The 16,484-nt window shown below is 70.9% G+C and carries 12 protein-coding genes and 1 pseudogene; 3 read left to right on the top strand and 10 right to left on the bottom strand.

The annotated features are described in order from the left end of the window. Nucleotides 1-30: 30 nt before the first annotated feature. Both ACGFZA_RS34305 and ACGFZA_RS34300 read right to left on the bottom strand, forming a co-directional pair. Nucleotides 31-924: a hypothetical protein gene (locus ACGFZA_RS34305; protein ID WP_393684313.1), complete on the bottom strand. Its 894-nt coding sequence runs from the start codon at nucleotides 922-924 to the stop codon at nucleotides 31-33. Nucleotides 925-928: 4 nt separating this feature from the next. Beyond that, a complete protein-coding gene (locus ACGFZA_RS34300; RefSeq protein WP_393684311.1) occupies nucleotides 929-1,606 on the bottom strand; it encodes a papain-like cysteine protease family protein in 678 nt (225 codons plus the stop codon). A 227-nt stretch (nucleotides 1,607-1,833) separates the two neighbouring features. On the opposite strand from ACGFZA_RS34300, the gene ACGFZA_RS34295 reads away from it, so the two are divergent. Beyond that, the gene (locus ACGFZA_RS34295; RefSeq protein ID WP_385282641.1) at nucleotides 1,834-2,760 is read left to right on the top strand and encodes a hypothetical protein; all 927 of its coding nucleotides are present in this window, start codon (nucleotides 1,834-1,836) and stop codon (nucleotides 2,758-2,760) included. A 229-nt stretch (nucleotides 2,761-2,989) separates the two neighbouring features. Here ACGFZA_RS34295 and ACGFZA_RS34290 read toward each other — a convergent pair whose 3' ends face one another. Further along, nucleotides 2,990-3,418, bottom strand: coding sequence for a Rieske (2Fe-2S) protein (locus ACGFZA_RS34290; protein ID WP_385282638.1), 429 nt, complete (start codon nucleotides 3,416-3,418; stop codon nucleotides 2,990-2,992). A 247-nt stretch (nucleotides 3,419-3,665) separates the two neighbouring features. Beyond that, the gene (gene uvrA, locus ACGFZA_RS34285) at nucleotides 3,666-6,716 is read right to left on the bottom strand and encodes an excinuclease ABC subunit UvrA (protein WP_393684308.1); all 3,051 of its coding nucleotides are present in this window, start codon (nucleotides 6,714-6,716) and stop codon (nucleotides 3,666-3,668) included. 175 nt (nucleotides 6,717-6,891) lie between these two features. On the opposite strand from uvrA, the gene ACGFZA_RS34280 reads away from it, so the two are divergent. Together ACGFZA_RS34280 and ACGFZA_RS34275 are read left to right on the top strand one after the other, a co-directional pair. Further along, a complete protein-coding gene (locus ACGFZA_RS34280) occupies nucleotides 6,892-7,581 on the top strand; it encodes a maleylpyruvate isomerase family mycothiol-dependent enzyme (RefSeq protein ID WP_393684306.1) in 690 nt (229 codons plus the stop codon). A 10-nt stretch (nucleotides 7,582-7,591) separates the two neighbouring features. Next, nucleotides 7,592-8,248, top strand: a complete 657-nt coding sequence (locus tag ACGFZA_RS34275; RefSeq protein ID WP_385282630.1) for an MBL fold metallo-hydrolase — start codon at nucleotides 7,592-7,594, stop codon at nucleotides 8,246-8,248. Between the two features lie 71 nt (nucleotides 8,249-8,319). Here ACGFZA_RS34275 and ACGFZA_RS34270 read toward each other — a convergent pair whose 3' ends face one another. The 6 genes and pseudogenes from ACGFZA_RS34270 to uvrB form a co-directional block, all read right to left on the bottom strand. Then, the gene (locus tag ACGFZA_RS34270; RefSeq protein WP_385282627.1) at nucleotides 8,320-9,321 is read right to left on the bottom strand and encodes a TerC family protein; all 1,002 of its coding nucleotides are present in this window, start codon (nucleotides 9,319-9,321) and stop codon (nucleotides 8,320-8,322) included. A gap of 274 nt (nucleotides 9,322-9,595) precedes the next feature. After that, nucleotides 9,596-11,548, bottom strand: a complete 1,953-nt coding sequence (locus ACGFZA_RS34265; RefSeq protein WP_393684303.1) for a TerD family protein — start codon at nucleotides 11,546-11,548, stop codon at nucleotides 9,596-9,598. 276 nt (nucleotides 11,549-11,824) lie between these two features. Further along, nucleotides 11,825-12,403, bottom strand: coding sequence for a TerD family protein (locus ACGFZA_RS34260; RefSeq protein ID WP_385282621.1), 579 nt, complete (start codon nucleotides 12,401-12,403; stop codon nucleotides 11,825-11,827). A gap of 163 nt (nucleotides 12,404-12,566) precedes the next feature. Next, nucleotides 12,567-13,148 (bottom strand): TerD family protein, encoded by a 582-nt coding sequence (locus ACGFZA_RS34255; protein WP_393684417.1) that lies wholly within the window; start codon nucleotides 13,146-13,148, stop codon nucleotides 12,567-12,569. A gap of 300 nt (nucleotides 13,149-13,448) precedes the next feature. Then, nucleotides 13,449-14,171, bottom strand: a pseudogene (locus tag ACGFZA_RS34250) (serine/threonine-protein kinase); the annotation flags it as partial. 149 nt (nucleotides 14,172-14,320) lie between these two features. Beyond that, nucleotides 14,321-16,444 (bottom strand): excinuclease ABC subunit UvrB, encoded by a 2,124-nt coding sequence (gene uvrB, locus ACGFZA_RS34245; protein ID WP_393684301.1) that lies wholly within the window; start codon nucleotides 16,442-16,444, stop codon nucleotides 14,321-14,323. Between the last annotated feature and the right edge of the window lie 40 nt (nucleotides 16,445-16,484).

Raw genomic sequence — 16,484 nt, 5'->3', positions numbered from 1 at the left:
GCGATCACCCTGTCCGGACCGGCCCGGCGATCACCGCGTCCTGCGGTGGCGGTCGCGGGTGCGCAGGGCGGTGATGCCGCAGAGGGCGAGTACGGCCACGGCGCCCGCGGCCGCTGCCGCGGAGGCCGCGGTCAGGGCGGTGCCCGAGGCGGTGTCCGCCGTCGCGATGGCGGGCCCGCCCTCTCCCGTGGCGGGCTTCGCGCCGGCGGGTCCGTAGCCGCCCGCCCGGCCCGCGCGGGCGTAGCCGGAGCCGGGGAGCTTGTCCGCGTACGCGGCGCGTACCCGGGTGCGGTAGGCGGCCAGCGTGGTGCCGTCCGCGCCGACGGCCCGGACGGCGTCCCCGTCCAGCGGGAGCACCCGGCCGCCCTTCCAGACGTACCAGGCGTCGATCTGGGGTTCCCGGAAGACGATGCCGCCGGGCAGCTTGCGGGCTCCGGCGGCCGTGTACCGGGTCTCGTCGTCGCCGGTGGCGATGTTCACCACCTGCCAGCTCCCGTCCCGGCCCGGCTCGGGAAGGGTCCAGAGGGACGCCTTCCGGCCGTCCGAGGAGACCGCCGTACTGGCCAGGTACTCCAGTGCGGCGACGGACGCGCCGGGATCGCCGGCGACGAAGTCCGGGGACAGGGTGCGTACGGGCACGGCCGCGCCCTCGATCCGGGGTGCGGCCGCCGCCCTGGTGACGGCGCCCTCGCGGGCGAAGAAGCGGGCCACCGTGTCCAGGGTCGTGGCGTCGGTGGCTGCCTCGTGCGCCGCCGCCAGGGCGGCCGGGGTGGCCGAGGGCCCGGTGGCGGCGGCCGCCTGCGGGGCGACGGTGAGCAGGGCGGCGCCGGCCAGCACGCCGCTCGCGGCCAGGGCCGCGGCGAACGGGCGGGCGCCGCGTGCGGCACGCGGGGCGGAGCCGGCCGGGGAACTGGTGGTGGTCATGCCGTCACGCCCCGATCCGGTAGAGCGAGTGGGTCCAGGAGAACTCGCTGTTGTTCACGTACCAGGCGTGCGACGCCCAGTTGTAGCGGTTGCTGGAGGGCCAGGGATCGCCCCAGTAGACCCAGCTGTTCGCGGCGTCGTACCCGTACAGGACATGCATGTGACCGCCGCCCGAAGACCACTGGATGCGCGTCTCCACCGGCCGTCCGGCGGCTATCTCGGCCTGCACGGTCGGGTAGCGCAGCCAGCCGGTGACGTACGAGCCGGGGGTGATACCGGCCCAGTACAGACCGTCCTGGACGTTGCCGAGCGAGGCCTGCGAGTTGGGGCACTCGTAGCCCTGGGCGCGGCCGAACGCGGCGTTGCAGAACTGGTTCTGGGTGTAGTTCCGGCCGAACCAGGTGGCGATGGTGTTGCCGGCGGCGGCCCAGCACCAGTTCGTCTTCTGCTGCGCCTGCATGCTGATGTTCAGCCGCTGGGCGGCGGCGAGGGTGCCCACCGCCGCGGAGACGGCGTGGGACTGACCGGCGGCGGGGGCGGCGGCGTGCTGACCGGCGGCGGAGACGGCGTGATGCTGACCGTCGGCGGTGGCGGTGGCGGTCGCCGTGGGTACGGCGAGCAGCAGGGCGGCGAGAACGGCTGTCATCGACAGCCGTACCGGCCGGATTCTTCGGTTGCGCATGGCGTTCCTCCCGGGGCGGGGGGTGGGGATCCAAGAAGCGCGTCCGGACGCTGCCGAGGAGCATCAACCCGTTGTCGGGAGCGGGTCAACACGCTTCAATGCGGGGGAACATCGCGGTGTGAACGCCGGTGGCGGGTGTGTGAACGCTCCCCCCTGGCCACCTGCGGCCCCACACCCGTCGGCGCGGACCGGCCGTCGCCCGTCGTGAACGTTCACCTGGAGGACGCATGCAGCACACCGAGGCCGAGCTGGCACAGGTGCTGCACACCGGCCCGTTCCACCTGGCGCTGCGCACCGCGCTCTCGGTGCGCGGGCTGCCGCTCCAGCGGGTTCAGCACCACCTGGCGCACCGGGGGGTCAAGGTCGGGGTGACCAGCCTCAGTTACTGGCAACAGGGCGCCCGGCGCCCGCAGCGCCCCGAGTCCCTGCGGGCGGTGAAGGCGTTGGAGGAGGTGCTGGAACTGCCGGGGAACTCCCTGCTCGGGCTGCTCGGGGCCGGGGAGCCCCGCACGGACGCCGACCGTCCGGCCGCCCGCTCGTACCGCTCGTTGATGGAGGCGTCCGGCGCGGTGGAGCGGCTGCTCGCGGCGATGGAGTCACCGGCGGACGGCGGCCTGCACACGGTGGGGCACCAGGAGCGGGTACGGATCGGGCCCGGCCGTCAGATGCAGCACCGGAACTCGCAGCACGTCGTGCGCGCCCACCGCGACGGCATCGACCGCTATCTCGCCGTCTACCGCGGCGATCCGGGCTGCGATCCGGCGCGGGTCGGGGTGAGCGCCCGGGAGAACTGCCGGACGGGTCGGGTCCGCTGGGACGAGGACACGGGGGTGCTGGTCGCCGAGCTGCTCTTCGACACCCGGCTGCGAGCCGGCGAGACGTACCTCTTCGGCTACGGCTTCGAGGACGGTACGGGAGGGCCGTGCGGCGAGTACGTCCGCGGCTTCACCTTCGGCGGCGGGCAGTACGTGCTGCAGATCCGGTTCGACGAGGAGGCGCTGCCGGTACGGTGCCGGCGCTTCGCGCAGGCCTCGGCGGGGGCGCCGCGCGGGGGCCGGACCGACCTCACGCTCACCGGCCGGCACCGGACCGTGCATCTGGTGGAGCAGGGCGTGCGGCCCGGCCTGGTCGGCATCGACTGGGACTGGGAGTGAGACACGGGCCCCGGGCATGCGGTTCGGGGGATGCCGGATCGGTGGGTGCCCGGTTCGGGGCGTCCGACGCTGGGTGCTCGCCCGGCCCGGGATCCGGATCCGCGTGTGTCGGGCGCGGTGGAGGTCCAGATCCGGGACGTCCGGATCCGGGACGTCCCGATCCGAGGGCGCCCGGCCCGGAGGGCCCCCGGCGCAGACGTCGGCCCGGGCCGGCGTCGGGGTGGCCCGGTCAGGCGTCGGGGCCGGCGATCAGTTTCCCGCCCTCGACCTTGACCGGGACGGAGGGCAGCGGCACGGTCGCGGGGCCGTGCACGGCCTTGCCGGTCGTGGTGTCGAAGCGGCTGCCGTGGCACGGGCAGTGGCCCTCGTTCTTCTCGACCTTGTCGAGCAGGCAGCCGGCGTGGGTGCACTGGGCGCTGAACGCCTTGTACTGCCCCTTGGCCGGGCAGCTGACGATGACGCGCTGCTCGCGGTAGAGCTTGGACTCGCCGACCGGGATCTCGTCGGGGGCGCCGAGCTCGACGGGCGCGGTGGGCGTCGGCGTCTGGGCGTGCCCGAGCTTCGAATCGGTCGAGCAGGCGGCCACTCCCAGCCCGGCGACGCCTGCGAGAGCGGCGCCCTTCAGCACGGTGCGGCGGGCGGTGGGCTGGCCGGACATGCGGTCTCCACGGGTCAGAGGGGCAGCGGGGCGCCAGCGATGCCCGGCCGCCTCAGGCAGCGGAGGCATCGGTGACGTATCCGACGATACCGGCGGAGGCGGACGCTCCTGCGCCCGGGCCGGGCGGACCCTGTCGTGCCTGGTCAGGGCCGTAACACGCCGAGGTGGCGGCCCCTTCCAGGAAGGGGCCGCCACCTCGTGACGGGATGCGCGCCGCGCTGCCGCTCCCGGCCGTCGGCCGGTCTCGTCAGGCCTTGCGCGCGCGGGTCACCTTCTTGGCCGCGGGCTTCTTCGCCGCAGCCGCCCCGGCGCCCTTGGCCGTCGCGCCCTTGGCCTTGGCGGTCTTCGCCGTCGCCGCCTTCCGTGCGGGGGCCGACTTCGCGGCCACCGCCTTCTTCGCCGCCGTCTTCCGGGCCGGCTTGCGTGCCGCGGGCACGGCCGCCTCGCTCACCCGGTCCGCGTCCAGGATGCCCTGGAGGAACTTCCCGGTGTGGCTGGCGGGAACGCCCGCCACGTACTCCGGGGTGCCCTCGGCGATGACCAGTCCGCCGCCGTTGCCGCCCTCGGGCCCCATGTCGATGACCCAGTCGGCGGTCTTGATGACGTCGAGGTTGTGCTCGATGACGATCACCGAGTTGCCCTTGTCGACCAGGCCGGAGAGCACCTTGATCAGCTTGGAGATGTCCTCGAAGTGCAGACCGGTCGTCGGCTCGTCCAGGACGTAGACCGTGCGCCCGGTGGAGCGCTTCTGGAGCTCGCTGGCCAGCTTGACCCGCTGGGCCTCACCGCCCGAGAGCGTCGGCGCGGACTGGCCGAGCCTGACGTATCCCAGACCGACCTCGTTGAGCGTGCGCAGGTGGCGGGCGATGGTCGGGACGGCCTCGAAGAACTCCAGGCCCTCCTCGATCGGCATGTCCAGCACCTCGGCGATGGACTTGCCCTTGTAGTGGACCTCCAGGGTCTCCCGGTTGTAGCGCGCTCCGTGGCAGACCTCGCACGGGACGTACACGTCCGGCAGGAAGTTCATCTCGATCTTGATGGTGCCGTCGCCGGAGCAGTTCTCGCAGCGGCCGCCCTTGACGTTGAAGGAGAAGCGGCCCGGCAGATAGCCGCGGACCTTGGCCTCCATCGTCTCGGCGAACAGCCGGCGGACGTGGTCGAAGACGCCGGTGTACGTCGCCGGGTTGGACCGGGGCGTCCGGCCGATGGGCGACTGGTCGACGTGCACCACCTTGTCGACGAGGTCGTCCCCGTCGACCCGGGTGTGCCGTCCGGGCACCGACTTGGCGCCGTTCAGCTCACGGGCCAGGTGGGTGTAGAGGATGTCGTTGACCAGCGTCGACTTCCCGGAGCCGGAGACGCCGGTCACGGCGGTCAGTACCCCGAGCGGGAAGGAGACGTCGATGTCCTGGAGGTTGTTCTCCCGGGCGCCGTGGACGGTGAGCAGCCGGGAGGGGTCGACCGGACGCCTGATGTCGGGCATCGCGATCGACTTCTTGCCGGTCAGGTACTGGCCGGTGATCGACTTGTCGTTGGCCAGCAGCTCCTTGAGCGAGCCGGAGTGGACCACCTTGCCGCCGTGCTCACCGGCACCGGGGCCGATGTCGACGACCCAGTCGGCGACCTTGATGGTGTCCTCGTCGTGCTCGACGACGATGAGCGTGTTGCCCATGTCGCGGAGGCGGACCAGGGTCTCGATGAGCCGGTGGTTGTCGCGCTGGTGCAGGCCGATGGAGGGCTCGTCCAGCACGTAGAGCACGCCGACCAGGCCGGAGCCGATCTGGGTGGCGAGCCGGATGCGCTGGGCCTCGCCGCCGGACAGGGTGCCCGCCGCGCGGTTCAGCGACAGATAGTCCAGGCCCACGTCGACCAGGAACTTCAGCCGCTCGTTGACCTCCTTGAGGACCCGCTCGGCGATCTTCTTGTCGCGGGCGTTCAGCTTCATCCGGCCGAGGAACTCGGCGCACTCGCTGATCGACATCGCGGCGACCTGGGCGATGGACTTCTCCATCACCGTGACCGCGAGGACGATCGGCTTGAGCCGGGTGCCCTCACAGGTCGGGCAGTGCACCTCGCGCATGTAGCCCTCGAAGCGCTCCCTGCTGGAGTCACTCTCGGCCTCCGAATGCCGCCGCTTGACGAACTGCACCGCACCTTCGAAGGAGGGCGTGGTGTAGGCGCGCTCGCGCCCGTACCGGTTGCGGTAGCGGACCTCGGTCTGGATCTTGTGCCCGAACAGCAGCGCCTTCTTGGCGCGCTGCGGCAGACCGGCCCAGGGGATGTCCGTACGGAATCCGAGTGCTTCGGCCAGCGCGTTGATCTGGCGGCCGAAGTACTCCTTGGTGTGGCCGTGCGACCAGGGGTGGATCGCTCCCTCGTCGAGGGACTTCTCCTCGTCCGGAACGATCAGCTCCGGGTCGACCTCCATCCGCGTGCCGATACCCGTGCAGTCGGGGCAGGCGCCGAAGGGCGAGTTGAAGGAGAAGGAGCGCGGCTCCAGCTCCTCGAAGGAGAGGTCGTCGTACGGGCAGTAGAGGTGCTCGGAGTACATCCGCTCACGCTCGGGGTCGTCCTCGGGGAGGTCGACGAAGTCCAGCACGACCATGCCGCCGGAGAGGCCGAGCGCGGTCTCGACCGAGTCGGTCAGCCGGCGCTTGGCGCTGTCCTTGACCGTGAGGCGGTCGATGACCACCTCGATGGTGTGCTTCTCCTGCTTCTTGAGCGTGGGCGGCTCGGAGAGCTGGATGGTCGCACCGTCGACCCTGGCCCGGCTGTATCCCTTGGTCTGCAGATCGGCGAAGAGGTCGACGAACTCGCCCTTGCGCTCGCGCACCAGCGGCGAGAGCACCTGGAAGCGGCTGCCCTCGGGCAGGCCGAGGACCTTGTCCACGATGGCCTGCGGCGACTGGCGCGAGATGGGACGGCTGCACTCGGGGCAGTGCGGCTTGCCGATCCTGGCGAAGAGCAGCCGGAGGTAGTCGTAGACCTCGGTGATCGTGCCGACCGTCGAGCGCGGGTTGCGCGAGGTCGACTTCTGGTCGATGGAGACGGCGGGCGAGAGGCCCTCGATGAAGTCGACGTCCGGCTTGTCCATCTGGCCGAGGAACTGCCGGGCGTACGAGGAGAGCGACTCCACGTAGCGCCGCTGGCCCTCGGCGAAGATCGTGTCGAACGCGAGCGACGACTTGCCCGACCCGGAGAGCCCGGTGAAGACGATGAGGGAGTCGCGGGGAAGGTCGAGCGAGACGTTCTTGAGGTTGTGCTCGCGAGCGCCACGGACGATGAGACGGTCGGCCACGCCGGTCCGCACCTTTCTAGAGAGAAGCGGGGGAACTGAGCCCCTGCCCCAGGGTATGGGGGGTGCCACAGCGATGTACGAAGCTTTCGACTCCGAGCGTATAGCACGCGCATTCGATTTACGGACGGCTGATGACTCCTTCACCCGAATGAGTGGCGGGGCTAGGCTCAGCCCCATGACTGATCATGTGCACGACCTGGCCGCACTGCGGGAAGCGACCGACCGACTGCTCAGCGCCACGGAAAAACTGGACGACGCGGCACTCGCCGAACCGTCGCGCCTCCCGGGCTGGAGCCGGGGTCATGTCGTCGCGCACCTTTCACGTAACGCCGACGCGCTCGTAAATGTTCTCCAGGGCCGGCCCATGTACGCAGACAGCGAAACCCGCGACCGCGACATCGAGCGGGACGCGCCCCGGCCGCAGGCCGAGCAGCTGGCCGACCTGGCCGCGAGTGCGGCCGGCTTCACGGACGCCGCGGCGGCCCCGGCCGACTGGTCGCGCACCGTCGAGCTGCGTAACGGCGTGACGGACTCCGCCTCCCGGGTCCCCTTCCGCCGCCGCACCGAGGTCGAGATGCACCACGTCGACCTGGGCGTCGGCTACGAGCTGGAAGACCTGCCGGACGAGTTCACGGCCCGGGAGATCGACTTCCTGGCCGAGCGCTTCGCCGGGCACCCCACGGTCGTCCGGACGGACGTGGCCGATGACACGGGCCGGTCCTGGACGACCGGCGGCGGCGCGGACGGCGCGGCCGTGGTGGTCCGCGGTACGGCGTCCGAGCTGCTCGGCTGGCTCAGCGGACGGCGCGACGGGTCCGCGCTGACCGTCGAGGGCGGAGCCCTTCCGGCGCTGCCCCCGCTATAGGCTGAGACGTATGACGTACAGCGGAGCGGTCAAGGTCGGCGGGCGTGCGGACGTACACGAGTTGACGGATCTGATGATCTCCAAGGTCGCCGTCGGCCCGATGAACAACAACGCCTATCTGCTGCGCTGCCGGGCCACCGACGAGCAGCTCCTGATCGACGCGGCCAACGAGGCCGGGACGCTGCTGCGGCTGATCGGTGACGACTCGATCGCCTCGGTCGTCACCACGCACCGGCACGGCGACCACTGGCAGGCGCTGGACGAGGTGGTCGCGGCCACCGGTGCGCGTACCTACGCCGGGCGGTTCGACGCCGAGGGGATCCCGGTCCCCACCGATGTGCTCGTCGAGGACGGCGACACGATCAGGGTCGGGCAGGTCACGCTGACCGCCCGCCATCTGACCGGCCACACCCCGGGCTCGATCGCGCTCGTCTACGACGACCCGCACGGGGCTCCGCACCTGTTCACCGGGGACTGCCTCTTCCCGGGCGGGGTCGGCAACACGTTCAAGGACCCCGAGGCGTTCACGAACCTGCTGCACGACGTCGAGACCAGGCTCTTCGATCCGCTGCCCGACGAGACCTGGGTCTACCCGGGCCACGGTCACGACACCACCCTGGGCGACGAGCGCCCGCACCTGCCGGAGTGGCGCGCCCGGGGCTGGTGACGGGACGGCGGGGGTGACAGGCGCGCGGTCCGCGCCCGTCACCCCCGGCCCTCCACTCGGCATCCGCCGTTTCAGGCGTCGATGCCGGCGCCCTTCTCCGCGGAGTCCCGGGTCTTCCCGGCCTCCGCCGCGGCCGTCCTCTTGTTGGCGATCAGGCTGGTGATCGTGGTGATCACCAGCACCCCGCAGATGACGCCCAGCGAGACCGGGATCGAGATCTCGGGCACGTGCACCCCGGACTCGTGCAGCGCGTGCAGGACCAGCTTGACCCCGATGAAGCCGAGGATGACCGACAGCCCGTAGCTGAGGTGGACCAGCTTCTTGAGCAGGCCGCCGATCAGGAAGTACAGCTGCCGCAGCCCCATCAGCGCGAAGGCGTTGGCGGTGAACACGATGTACGGGTCCTGGGTCAGGCCGAAGATCGCGGGGATGGAGTCCAGCGCGAACAGCACGTCGGTGGTGCCGATGGCGAGCATGACGACCATCAGGGGCGTCAGGACGCGCTTGCCGTTGACGCGGATGAAGAGCTTGGTGCCGTGGTACCGGTCGGCGACACCGAATCGGCGCTCGATGGTCTTGAGGAGGCGGTTCTCCTCGAACTCGTCCTCCTCCTCGTCGGCCCGTGCCTCCTGGATGAGCTTCCAGGCGGTGTAGATCAGGAACGCGCCGAAGATGTAGAAGACCCACGAGAAGTTGGCGATGACCGCGGCACCGGCGGCGATGAAGACCGCCCTGAGAACCAGCGCGATCATCACGCCGACGAGCAGCACCCGCTGCTGGAGGTGGGAGGGCACCGAGAACTTCGCCATGATCAGCACGAAGACGAAGAGATTGTCGACGCTCAGCGACTTCTCGGTGATGTAGCCGGCGAAGAACTCGCCCGAGGCCTGGGTCTCGCCGAAGGCGAGCAGCCCGAGCCCGAAGAGTACGGCCAGCACGATCCAGACGATCGTCCAGATTCCGGCTTCCTTGGTCGACACGTCGTGGGGCTTGCGCCCGATGAAGAAGTCGACGGCGATGAGGGCGCACAGACCAAGAATGGTCAGCGCCCAGAGGGTCCATGAAACGTCCACTGCGCCTCCGGCAGTTCGCTACGGCTACTGATCAGCGTCGTCGCTGCCGGAGGTCTCTTCCACCCGGGCGCGCGGGATGCCCGCCGGGCCGGCGCCCCGGGACCGGTCACAGTCCGTACTGACGGGAACGCCGCGTATGGGAGTACTCCCCTCCGCCCAAAGAACAGTACAGGGAACACCAAGTAAAGGTAAAGAGAAGGGTAAAGACTCCCCAAAGTGCCAGGTTGGAGCGGTGGTAGCAGCAGGGCGGGGCGGGTGTTGCAGGAGGGGCGGGTCAGCGGTGCCCGGTGCGGCGCGCTGCGGCCACCCGCTCCAGTACCTGCTCCAGGACCCGGCTGCCGGGTGGGGTCCTGAGCGGCTCGTACGTCCATGCGTGCCCGACCCAGGGGTCGGCCAGATGGTCGTCCGCGACGGGGGTGACGCGGAGCAGGGAACGCCACAGCGGGTCGAGCACCGGCCCGTACGCCGAAGCGTCCTCCCGGTCCGCGACCATCAACAGGTGCACCCCGACGGAGGGCCCCTCGTCGGCGAGGTAGCGCAGCTGGGTGACGGCACGGTCGTCGAAGCCGTGCGGGAAGTCGTTGACGATCAGCAGCTGCTCGGCCGGGTCCAGATCGGGCGGCAGCGAATCGGCGGCCCGGGCTTTGATCGCCATCTGCACCAGGTCGACGCGCCGGGTGAGCTGGGCGAGGACCGAGGACACTCCCCCGGGTCCGGACGCGGACGGGCCGGCGAGCACTCCCGCGCCGACCAGCGGGGCCAGCGCCGCGGCGGCGGAACCCGCCGGGTCGATGACGTGCACCGAGAACTCGTTCGGCGGGTAGACGGCGAGCATCCGCGCCGCGTGCAGAACGGCGCTCTCCATGGCCAGCCGGCGCAGCTGGGCCGAATCGGTCATCGTGGCGGCCTCGGACGCCGTGCGTCCGCTGTCGATCCACATGCCGCGCTCCAGCGGCAGCCTGACGAGCAGCGGGATGCTCATGCCGGTGCTCTCCGGAAGGTGGAGATCACCGATCCGCAGAGCCATGGGGATCTCCATCGGAACGCGGTAGGCGTGCCAGACGGGGTTGTCCCAGCCCGCGTACGCGGCGGGGAGCGCGGGCTCCACCACGGCGGCCTCGGCGGCGAGCTGGGCGAGGTCACGGTCCAGTACCTCGCGGGCCCGGCCGGCCAGTTCGTCGCGCTTGGCGCGGGCCTGCTCGCGGGCCCGGTCGCCCGCGCCGCCGATCCGGCTGCGCGGATCGGACAGGGCCCGCTCCAGCTCCTGGTCCATCCGGGACTCGGCGAAGTCGACGGCACTGCGGTACGCGGCCGCGGTCCGGGCCAGGTCCTCGAACATGCCCCAGATCTGGTTGTAGAGGCGCTCGTCCATGGACCAGCCGGTCGCGTCCCCGGCCACGGGGGTCGCGGGCCGGCCGGGCTGTGCCGGTGGCGCGGCCGGCGGGGGCGGCGGAGGCGCCGTGGTCTGACGGCGCGGGTGGGCGTAGTCGATGGGGCCCCCCGCGGAGGGGGTGGCGGGTGCGACCGGGGTGACGGGCTGCGGGGGGTGCGCGTCCGGGGAGCCCGGCTGCGGGGTGGCCCGGGGCCGGCCGTCACCCTGGGCTGCCGGACCTCCGGCGTGCCTGACCCGGTCACCCTCCGGTGTGCGGGGCGGGGGCGGGGCCACCGAGCGGGCCAGACCTCGGGCGACCGCTTCCTGGATCGAGCTCGCCAGTCCGGCCGCCCCGTCCACACCCTGGTCGGCGAGCATCGCGGCGAGACCGCCCGCGTACCCCTGGCCGACCGCGCGGACCTTCCACGCCCCCTGTCGGCGGTAGAGCTCCAGAGCGGCGACCGCGGACTCGGTGTCCAGGCCGGTCAGGGTGAAGGTGGCGATCTCCGCGCCGTCGAGTCCGGTGACCGCGACGAACGGCGAGGCCACGGCGCCGAAACGGGTCGGGCCGCCCGCCTCCAGCGGCAGTGCCAGCAGTACCGTGACGCGGTGCACCGCCTCGGGCAGGGCGTCGAGGTCGACGGCCAGCCGGTGCTCGGCCGCGGCCTGCCTGGACACCTCCAGTCCCGGCAGCTGCGGCGATCCGGGGTGGGCGATCCACTCGGCGCCGTGCACCGTGCCGCGCTCGTCCCCCAGCGTGGCCCCGGCCACCACGGGTGCGCCGGCCGAAACCCGGATCTCCAGACGGGTCTGGGGCAAGGCGTGGTTCTGCCCCCGGACCAGCTCGGCCGTCATTGCCCTGTCCCCTCGACGAGTTGCTGTTGCGCGGTGCGGTGCGGTGCGGTGCGCGATGCGGCGCATGGTGCGATGCGTGATGCGGCGGCGTACGTGGTGCCGTGTCCTGTACCGCTCGGCGTGGCCGTACGGCACGATCCGGTGCTGTGCTGTGCTGCGCGGTGCTGCCGTCCGGTGCGGGGTGCTTCCGTGAGGTGCTGCGATGCCGTGCAGCTCCCGGCGGCCGATGCCGCCGGGAGCTGCGCGTGCCGCTGCGGACCGTGGGTCCGGCGCTGCCTACAGGTGCGGCAGGATCGCCGGCAGGAGGTCCTGGAACGTACGGCCGTTGGCCGGGTTGCCGAGGGCGGTCATCTGCCACCCGGCCCCCGAACGGTGCACCTTCGCCATGATCTGGGCGGTGTACTGCCCGCCCCCGTTCAGCGTGTAGCGGGCAAGCTCCTGGCCGTTGGTCTCGTCCACGATGCGGCAGAAGGCGTTCTGCACCTCCTGGAACGTCTGGCCGGTGAACGAGTTCACCGTGAACACGATCTGATCGATGTGGACCGGCACCCGCTGGAGGTCGACCAGGATCGCCTCGTCGTCGCCGCCCGCGCCGACGCCGCCGACCAGGTTGTCCCCGGTGTGCCTGAGTGAACCGTCCTTGCTGACGAGCTGGTTGAAGTACACGACGTCGACCGCCTGCTTGTCGGCGAACAGGACCGCCGAGGCATCCAGGTCGATCTCGCGCGTGCGCGAGCCGAACAGACCGCGGCGAGGAGCCGCCTGCCAGCCGAGCCCCATGCGCACCGCGGTCAGGACCCCCCCGTCGCTCTTCTGCAGGCTGATGGCCTGACCCTTGGTCATATTGACCGTCACGCGCTGTCCCCTCTCCGCTGTCCCCGCAACCGTCCTTGCGCGGTCTTCCAGCACCCTACGCAGTCACACCTGCGGCGTGACCGGTCGGAACCTTTTTGTGTCGGTCCTGCAACACGCAGCTTCGGGGCCCCGAACGGAACGGCCGCGGGGTGCCCGGCGCTGCCTACAGGTGCGGCAGGATCGCCGGCAGGAGGTCCTGGAACGTACGGCCGTTGGCCGGGTTGCCGAGGGCGGTCATCTGCCACCCGGCCCCCGAACGGTGCACCTTCGCCATGATCTGGGCGGTGTACTGCCCGCCCCCGTTCAGCGTGTAGCGGGCAAGCTCCTGGTCGTAGGTCTCGTCCACGATGCGGCAGAAGGCGTTCTGCACCTCCTGGAACGTCTGGCCGGTGAACGAGTTCACCGTGAACACGATCTGATCGATGTGAAGCGGCACCCGCTGGAGGTCGACCAGGATCGCCTCGTCGTCGCCACCGCCGCCACCGCCGCCGCCGCCGCCGCCGCCGACCAGGCTGTCCCCGGTGTGCCTGACCGCACCGTCGTCGCTGGCAAGATGCCGGAAGAAGACGACGTCGACCGGCTGGTTGTCGGCGAAGAGAATCGCCGAGGCATCCAGGTCGATCTCCCGGGTGCGCGAGCCGAACAGACCGCGGCGCGGAACCGCCTGCCAGCCGAATCCCACCCGTACCGCGGTCAGGGACCCGCCGCCCACCGCCCGCAGGCCGATGGTCCGGCCCTTGGCCAGCTCGGCCGGTACGTGAGGTCCGCCCTCTCCTTCCCTCGACAACAGCTCCGGCGGCTGCCCGGCATGAACCGGTGTGTACGAAGGTTCGGGAGGCGCCGGTACAGCGGGCCGGCGCACCTGCCGGGCAGGCGCCGTGACCGTAGGCGGATTCACCTGCCGGGCAGGCGCCGTGACCGTGGGCGGATACGCCTGCGGGGCGGGTGCGGCGGGCGGCCAGTACTGGGTGGGCGAATAGTGAACGGGGGCGGAGCCGGTCCGGTCCGGGTCCGCTTCGTCCCTACCGGTGAAGTGGTCCAGCAGTTCGTCGGGGGTGGGACGGTCCTCGGCCCGTTTGGCCATGCACGCGGCCACGACCGGCCGCATGGACGTGGGAAGAGACGACAGGTCGGCTTCCTCGTGCACACAGCGATACATCAGCGCCACCGGTGTGCCCTCACCGAAGGCGCTGCCACCGGCGGCGGCGATCAGAACGGCACCGAGGGCGAAGACATCGGCAGCCCCGTCGACGGGACGGCCCACTGCCTGCTCGGGCGCGAGGAAGCCGGGAGTGCCGAAGACCGCGCCGGTCACGGTGATGCGGGAGCCCTCGACCGCTCGCGCGATACCGAAGTCCAGAACCCTGGGTCCGTCATCGGCCATGATGATGTTGCCCGGCTTGAGGTCGCGATGGACGAGACCGCAGGCGTGGATGGCCTGCAACGCCTCGGCGAGTGCGGCCCCCAGAGCGCGCAGTGACTCCTCGTCCCTCGGCCCCTTCGTCGCCACGAGTTGGGACAGCGTCGGCCCCGCGACGTACGCGGTCGCGAGCCAGGGTGCCTCGGCATCCGGATCGGCATCGACCACGGGCGCGGTGTGAAAGCCCCCCACCACGCGTGCGGCGGCCACTTCGGCCCGGAACCGCTCACGGAACTCCGCGTCCCGTGCCAGCTCGGGTTTGACCACTTTCACGGCCACCGCTCGCCCACCACGCGACCGCGCCAGGTAGACCGTCCCCATCCCGCCCTCGCCGAGCCGTCGCTCCACGAGGTACTTTCCGATCCGCTCCACCCAAGCCCCCAAGCGCCGTCGCTCGCAAGGCAGATCATCCCACAGCGGGCACCGCCGCCCGAGCTGCTGGAGCCGGAGAGCCGGGCCGGTCCGCACCGGCTCCGCCCCCCATCGGCCAGACCGGGTCAGGCCAGGCCCGCCTCCCGCATCTGGCGCAACTCCTTCTTCAGCTCCCCCACCTCGTCGCGCAGCCGGGCCGCCACCTCGAACTGCAGGTCGGCGGCGGCCGCGCGCATCCGGTCGGTCATCTCCTCGATGATCCCGGCGAGCTCGGCGGCCGGGCGGTCCGTGACCGCCGCCTTCTCCCCGCCGGCCTTCCCCTTTGTGGCACCGGCCTTGATGCCCAGCGTCGGCACGGGCGCCTTCGCGCCCTTCGTCTGGCGGTAACCGGTGCCGAGCAGCTGCTCGGTGTCGACCTCCTCGCGGGCGATCGTCGCGACGATGTCGTTGATCTTCTTGCGCAGCGGCTGCGGGTCGAGTCCGCGCTCGGTGTTGTACGCGATCTGCTTCTCGCGGCGGCGGTTGGTCTCGTCGATGGCCTGCGCCATCGCCGGGGTGATCTTGTCCGCGTACATGTGGACCTGACCCGACACGTTCCGGGCCGCACGTCCGACCGTCTGGATCAGCGAGGTGGCCGAGCGCAGGAAGCCCTGCTTGTCGGCGTCGAGGATGGCCACGAGCGACACCTCGGGCAGGTCGAGACCCTCGCGCAGGAGGTTGATCCCGACCAGGACGTCGTACTCACCGGAGCGCAGCTCGCGCAGCAGCTCGATACGGCGCAGGGTGTCGACGTCACTGTGCAGATAGCGGACCTGGATGCCCAGCTCCAGGAAGTAGTCGGTGAGGTCCTCCGACATCTTCTTGGTGAGGGTGGTGACCAGGACCCTCTCGTCCTTCTCGGTGCGCTTGCGGATCTCGTGCACCAGGTCGTCGATCTGGCCCTCGGTGGGCTTGACGACGATCTCCGGGTCGACGAGTCCGGTGGGCCGGATGATCTGCTCCACGAAGCCGTCGCCCCGGGAGAGCTCGTACTTGCCCGGGGTGGCGGAGAGGTAGACCGTCTGGTTGATCCGGCCGAGGAACTCCTCCCACTTCAGCGGGCGGTTGTCCAGGGCGGAGGGCAGCCGGAAGCCGTGGTCGACGAGGGTCCGCTTCCGGGAGGCGTCGCCCTCGTACATCGCGCCGATCTGCGGCACGGTGACGTGCGACTCGTCGAGGACGAGGAGGAAGTCCTCGGGGAAGTAGTCGAGGAGGGTGTGGGGGGCGGTGCCGGGGTCGCGGTCGTCGAAGTGCATCGAGTAGTTCTCGACGCCGGAGCAGGTACCGATCTGGCGGAGCATCTCGATGTCGTACGTCGTCCGCATGCGCAGCCGCTGGGCCTCCAGCATCTTGCCCTGCTTCTCCAGCTCGGCGAGGCGCTGCTCCAGCTCCCGCTCGATGCGCCCGACCGCCTTCTCCATGCGCTCGGGGCCCGCGACGTAGTGGCTGGCGGGGAAGACGTGGAGCGACTGGTCCTCGCTGATGATCTCGCCGGTGAGCGGGTGGAGCGTGGAGAGGGCCTCGATCTCGTCACCGAACATCTCGATGCGGACGGCGAGCTCCTCGTAGACCGGGAAGATCTCGATGGTGTCGCCGCGCACCCGGAAGGTGCCCCGGGTGAACGCCAGGTCGTTGCGCGTGTACTGCATCTCGACGAAGCGGCGCAGCAGCTGGTCCCGGTCGAACTCGTCGCCCACCTTGAGCTGGACCATCCGGTCCACGTACTCCTGCGGCGTACCGAGGCCGTAGATGCAGGACACGGAGGCGACGACGACGACGTCCCGCCGGGTGAGCAGCGAATTCGTGGCGGAGTGACGCAGCCGCTCGACCTCCTCGTTGATCGAGGAGTCCTTCTCGATGTAGGTGTCCGACTGCGGGACGTACGCCTCGGGCTGGTAGTAGTCGTAGTACGAGACGAAGTACTCGACGGCGTTGTTCGGCAGGAGCTCGCGGAACTCGTTGGCCAGCTGGGCGGCGAGGGTCTTGTTGGGCGCCATCACCAGGGTGGGGCGCTGCAGCTTCTCGATCATCCAGGCGGTGGTCGCCGATTTTCCGGTTCCGGTCGCGCCGAGGAGCACGACGTCCTTCTCACCTGCCCGGACACGCCGCTCCAGCTCGGCGATGGCCGCAGGCTGGTCGCCACTGGGCTGGTAGGGACTGACGACCTCGAAAGGCGCCACCGAACGTTCGATCTTCGAAACGGGCCGCATGCAACCACCGTACGACCCCCCACTGACAACGGGGCCGGAC

It is taken from the genome of Streptomyces sp. NPDC048211, assembly GCF_043202315.1.
Taxonomy (GTDB): Bacteria; Actinomycetota; Actinomycetes; order Streptomycetales; family Streptomycetaceae; genus Streptomyces.
Note: the sequence above shows the minus strand (reverse complement) of the source record. Positions and strands in the feature narration are given on the sequence as shown.

Coding starts and splice junctions, on each gene's coding strand:
- ACGFZA_RS34295 (WP_385282641.1), top strand. CDS start 1,834: ATGCAGCACACCGAGGCCGAGCTGGCACAGGTGCTGCACACCGGCCCG.
- ACGFZA_RS34275 (WP_385282630.1), top strand. CDS start 7,592: ATGACGTACAGCGGAGCGGTCAAGGTCGGCGGGCGTGCGGACGTACAC.
- uvrB (WP_393684301.1), bottom strand. CDS start 16,444: ATGCGGCCCGTTTCGAAGATCGAACGTTCGGTGGCGCCTTTCGAGGTC.
- ACGFZA_RS34280 (WP_393684306.1), top strand. CDS start 6,892: ATGACTGATCATGTGCACGACCTGGCCGCACTGCGGGAAGCGACCGAC.
- ACGFZA_RS34300 (WP_393684311.1), bottom strand. CDS start 1,606: ATGCGCAACCGAAGAATCCGGCCGGTACGGCTGTCGATGACAGCCGTT.
- ACGFZA_RS34305 (WP_393684313.1), bottom strand. CDS start 924: ATGACCACCACCAGTTCCCCGGCCGGCTCCGCCCCGCGTGCCGCACGC.
- ACGFZA_RS34290 (WP_385282638.1), bottom strand. CDS start 3,418: ATGTCCGGCCAGCCCACCGCCCGCCGCACCGTGCTGAAGGGCGCCGCT.
- ACGFZA_RS34265 (WP_393684303.1), bottom strand. CDS start 11,548: ATGACGGCCGAGCTGGTCCGGGGGCAGAACCACGCCTTGCCCCAGACC.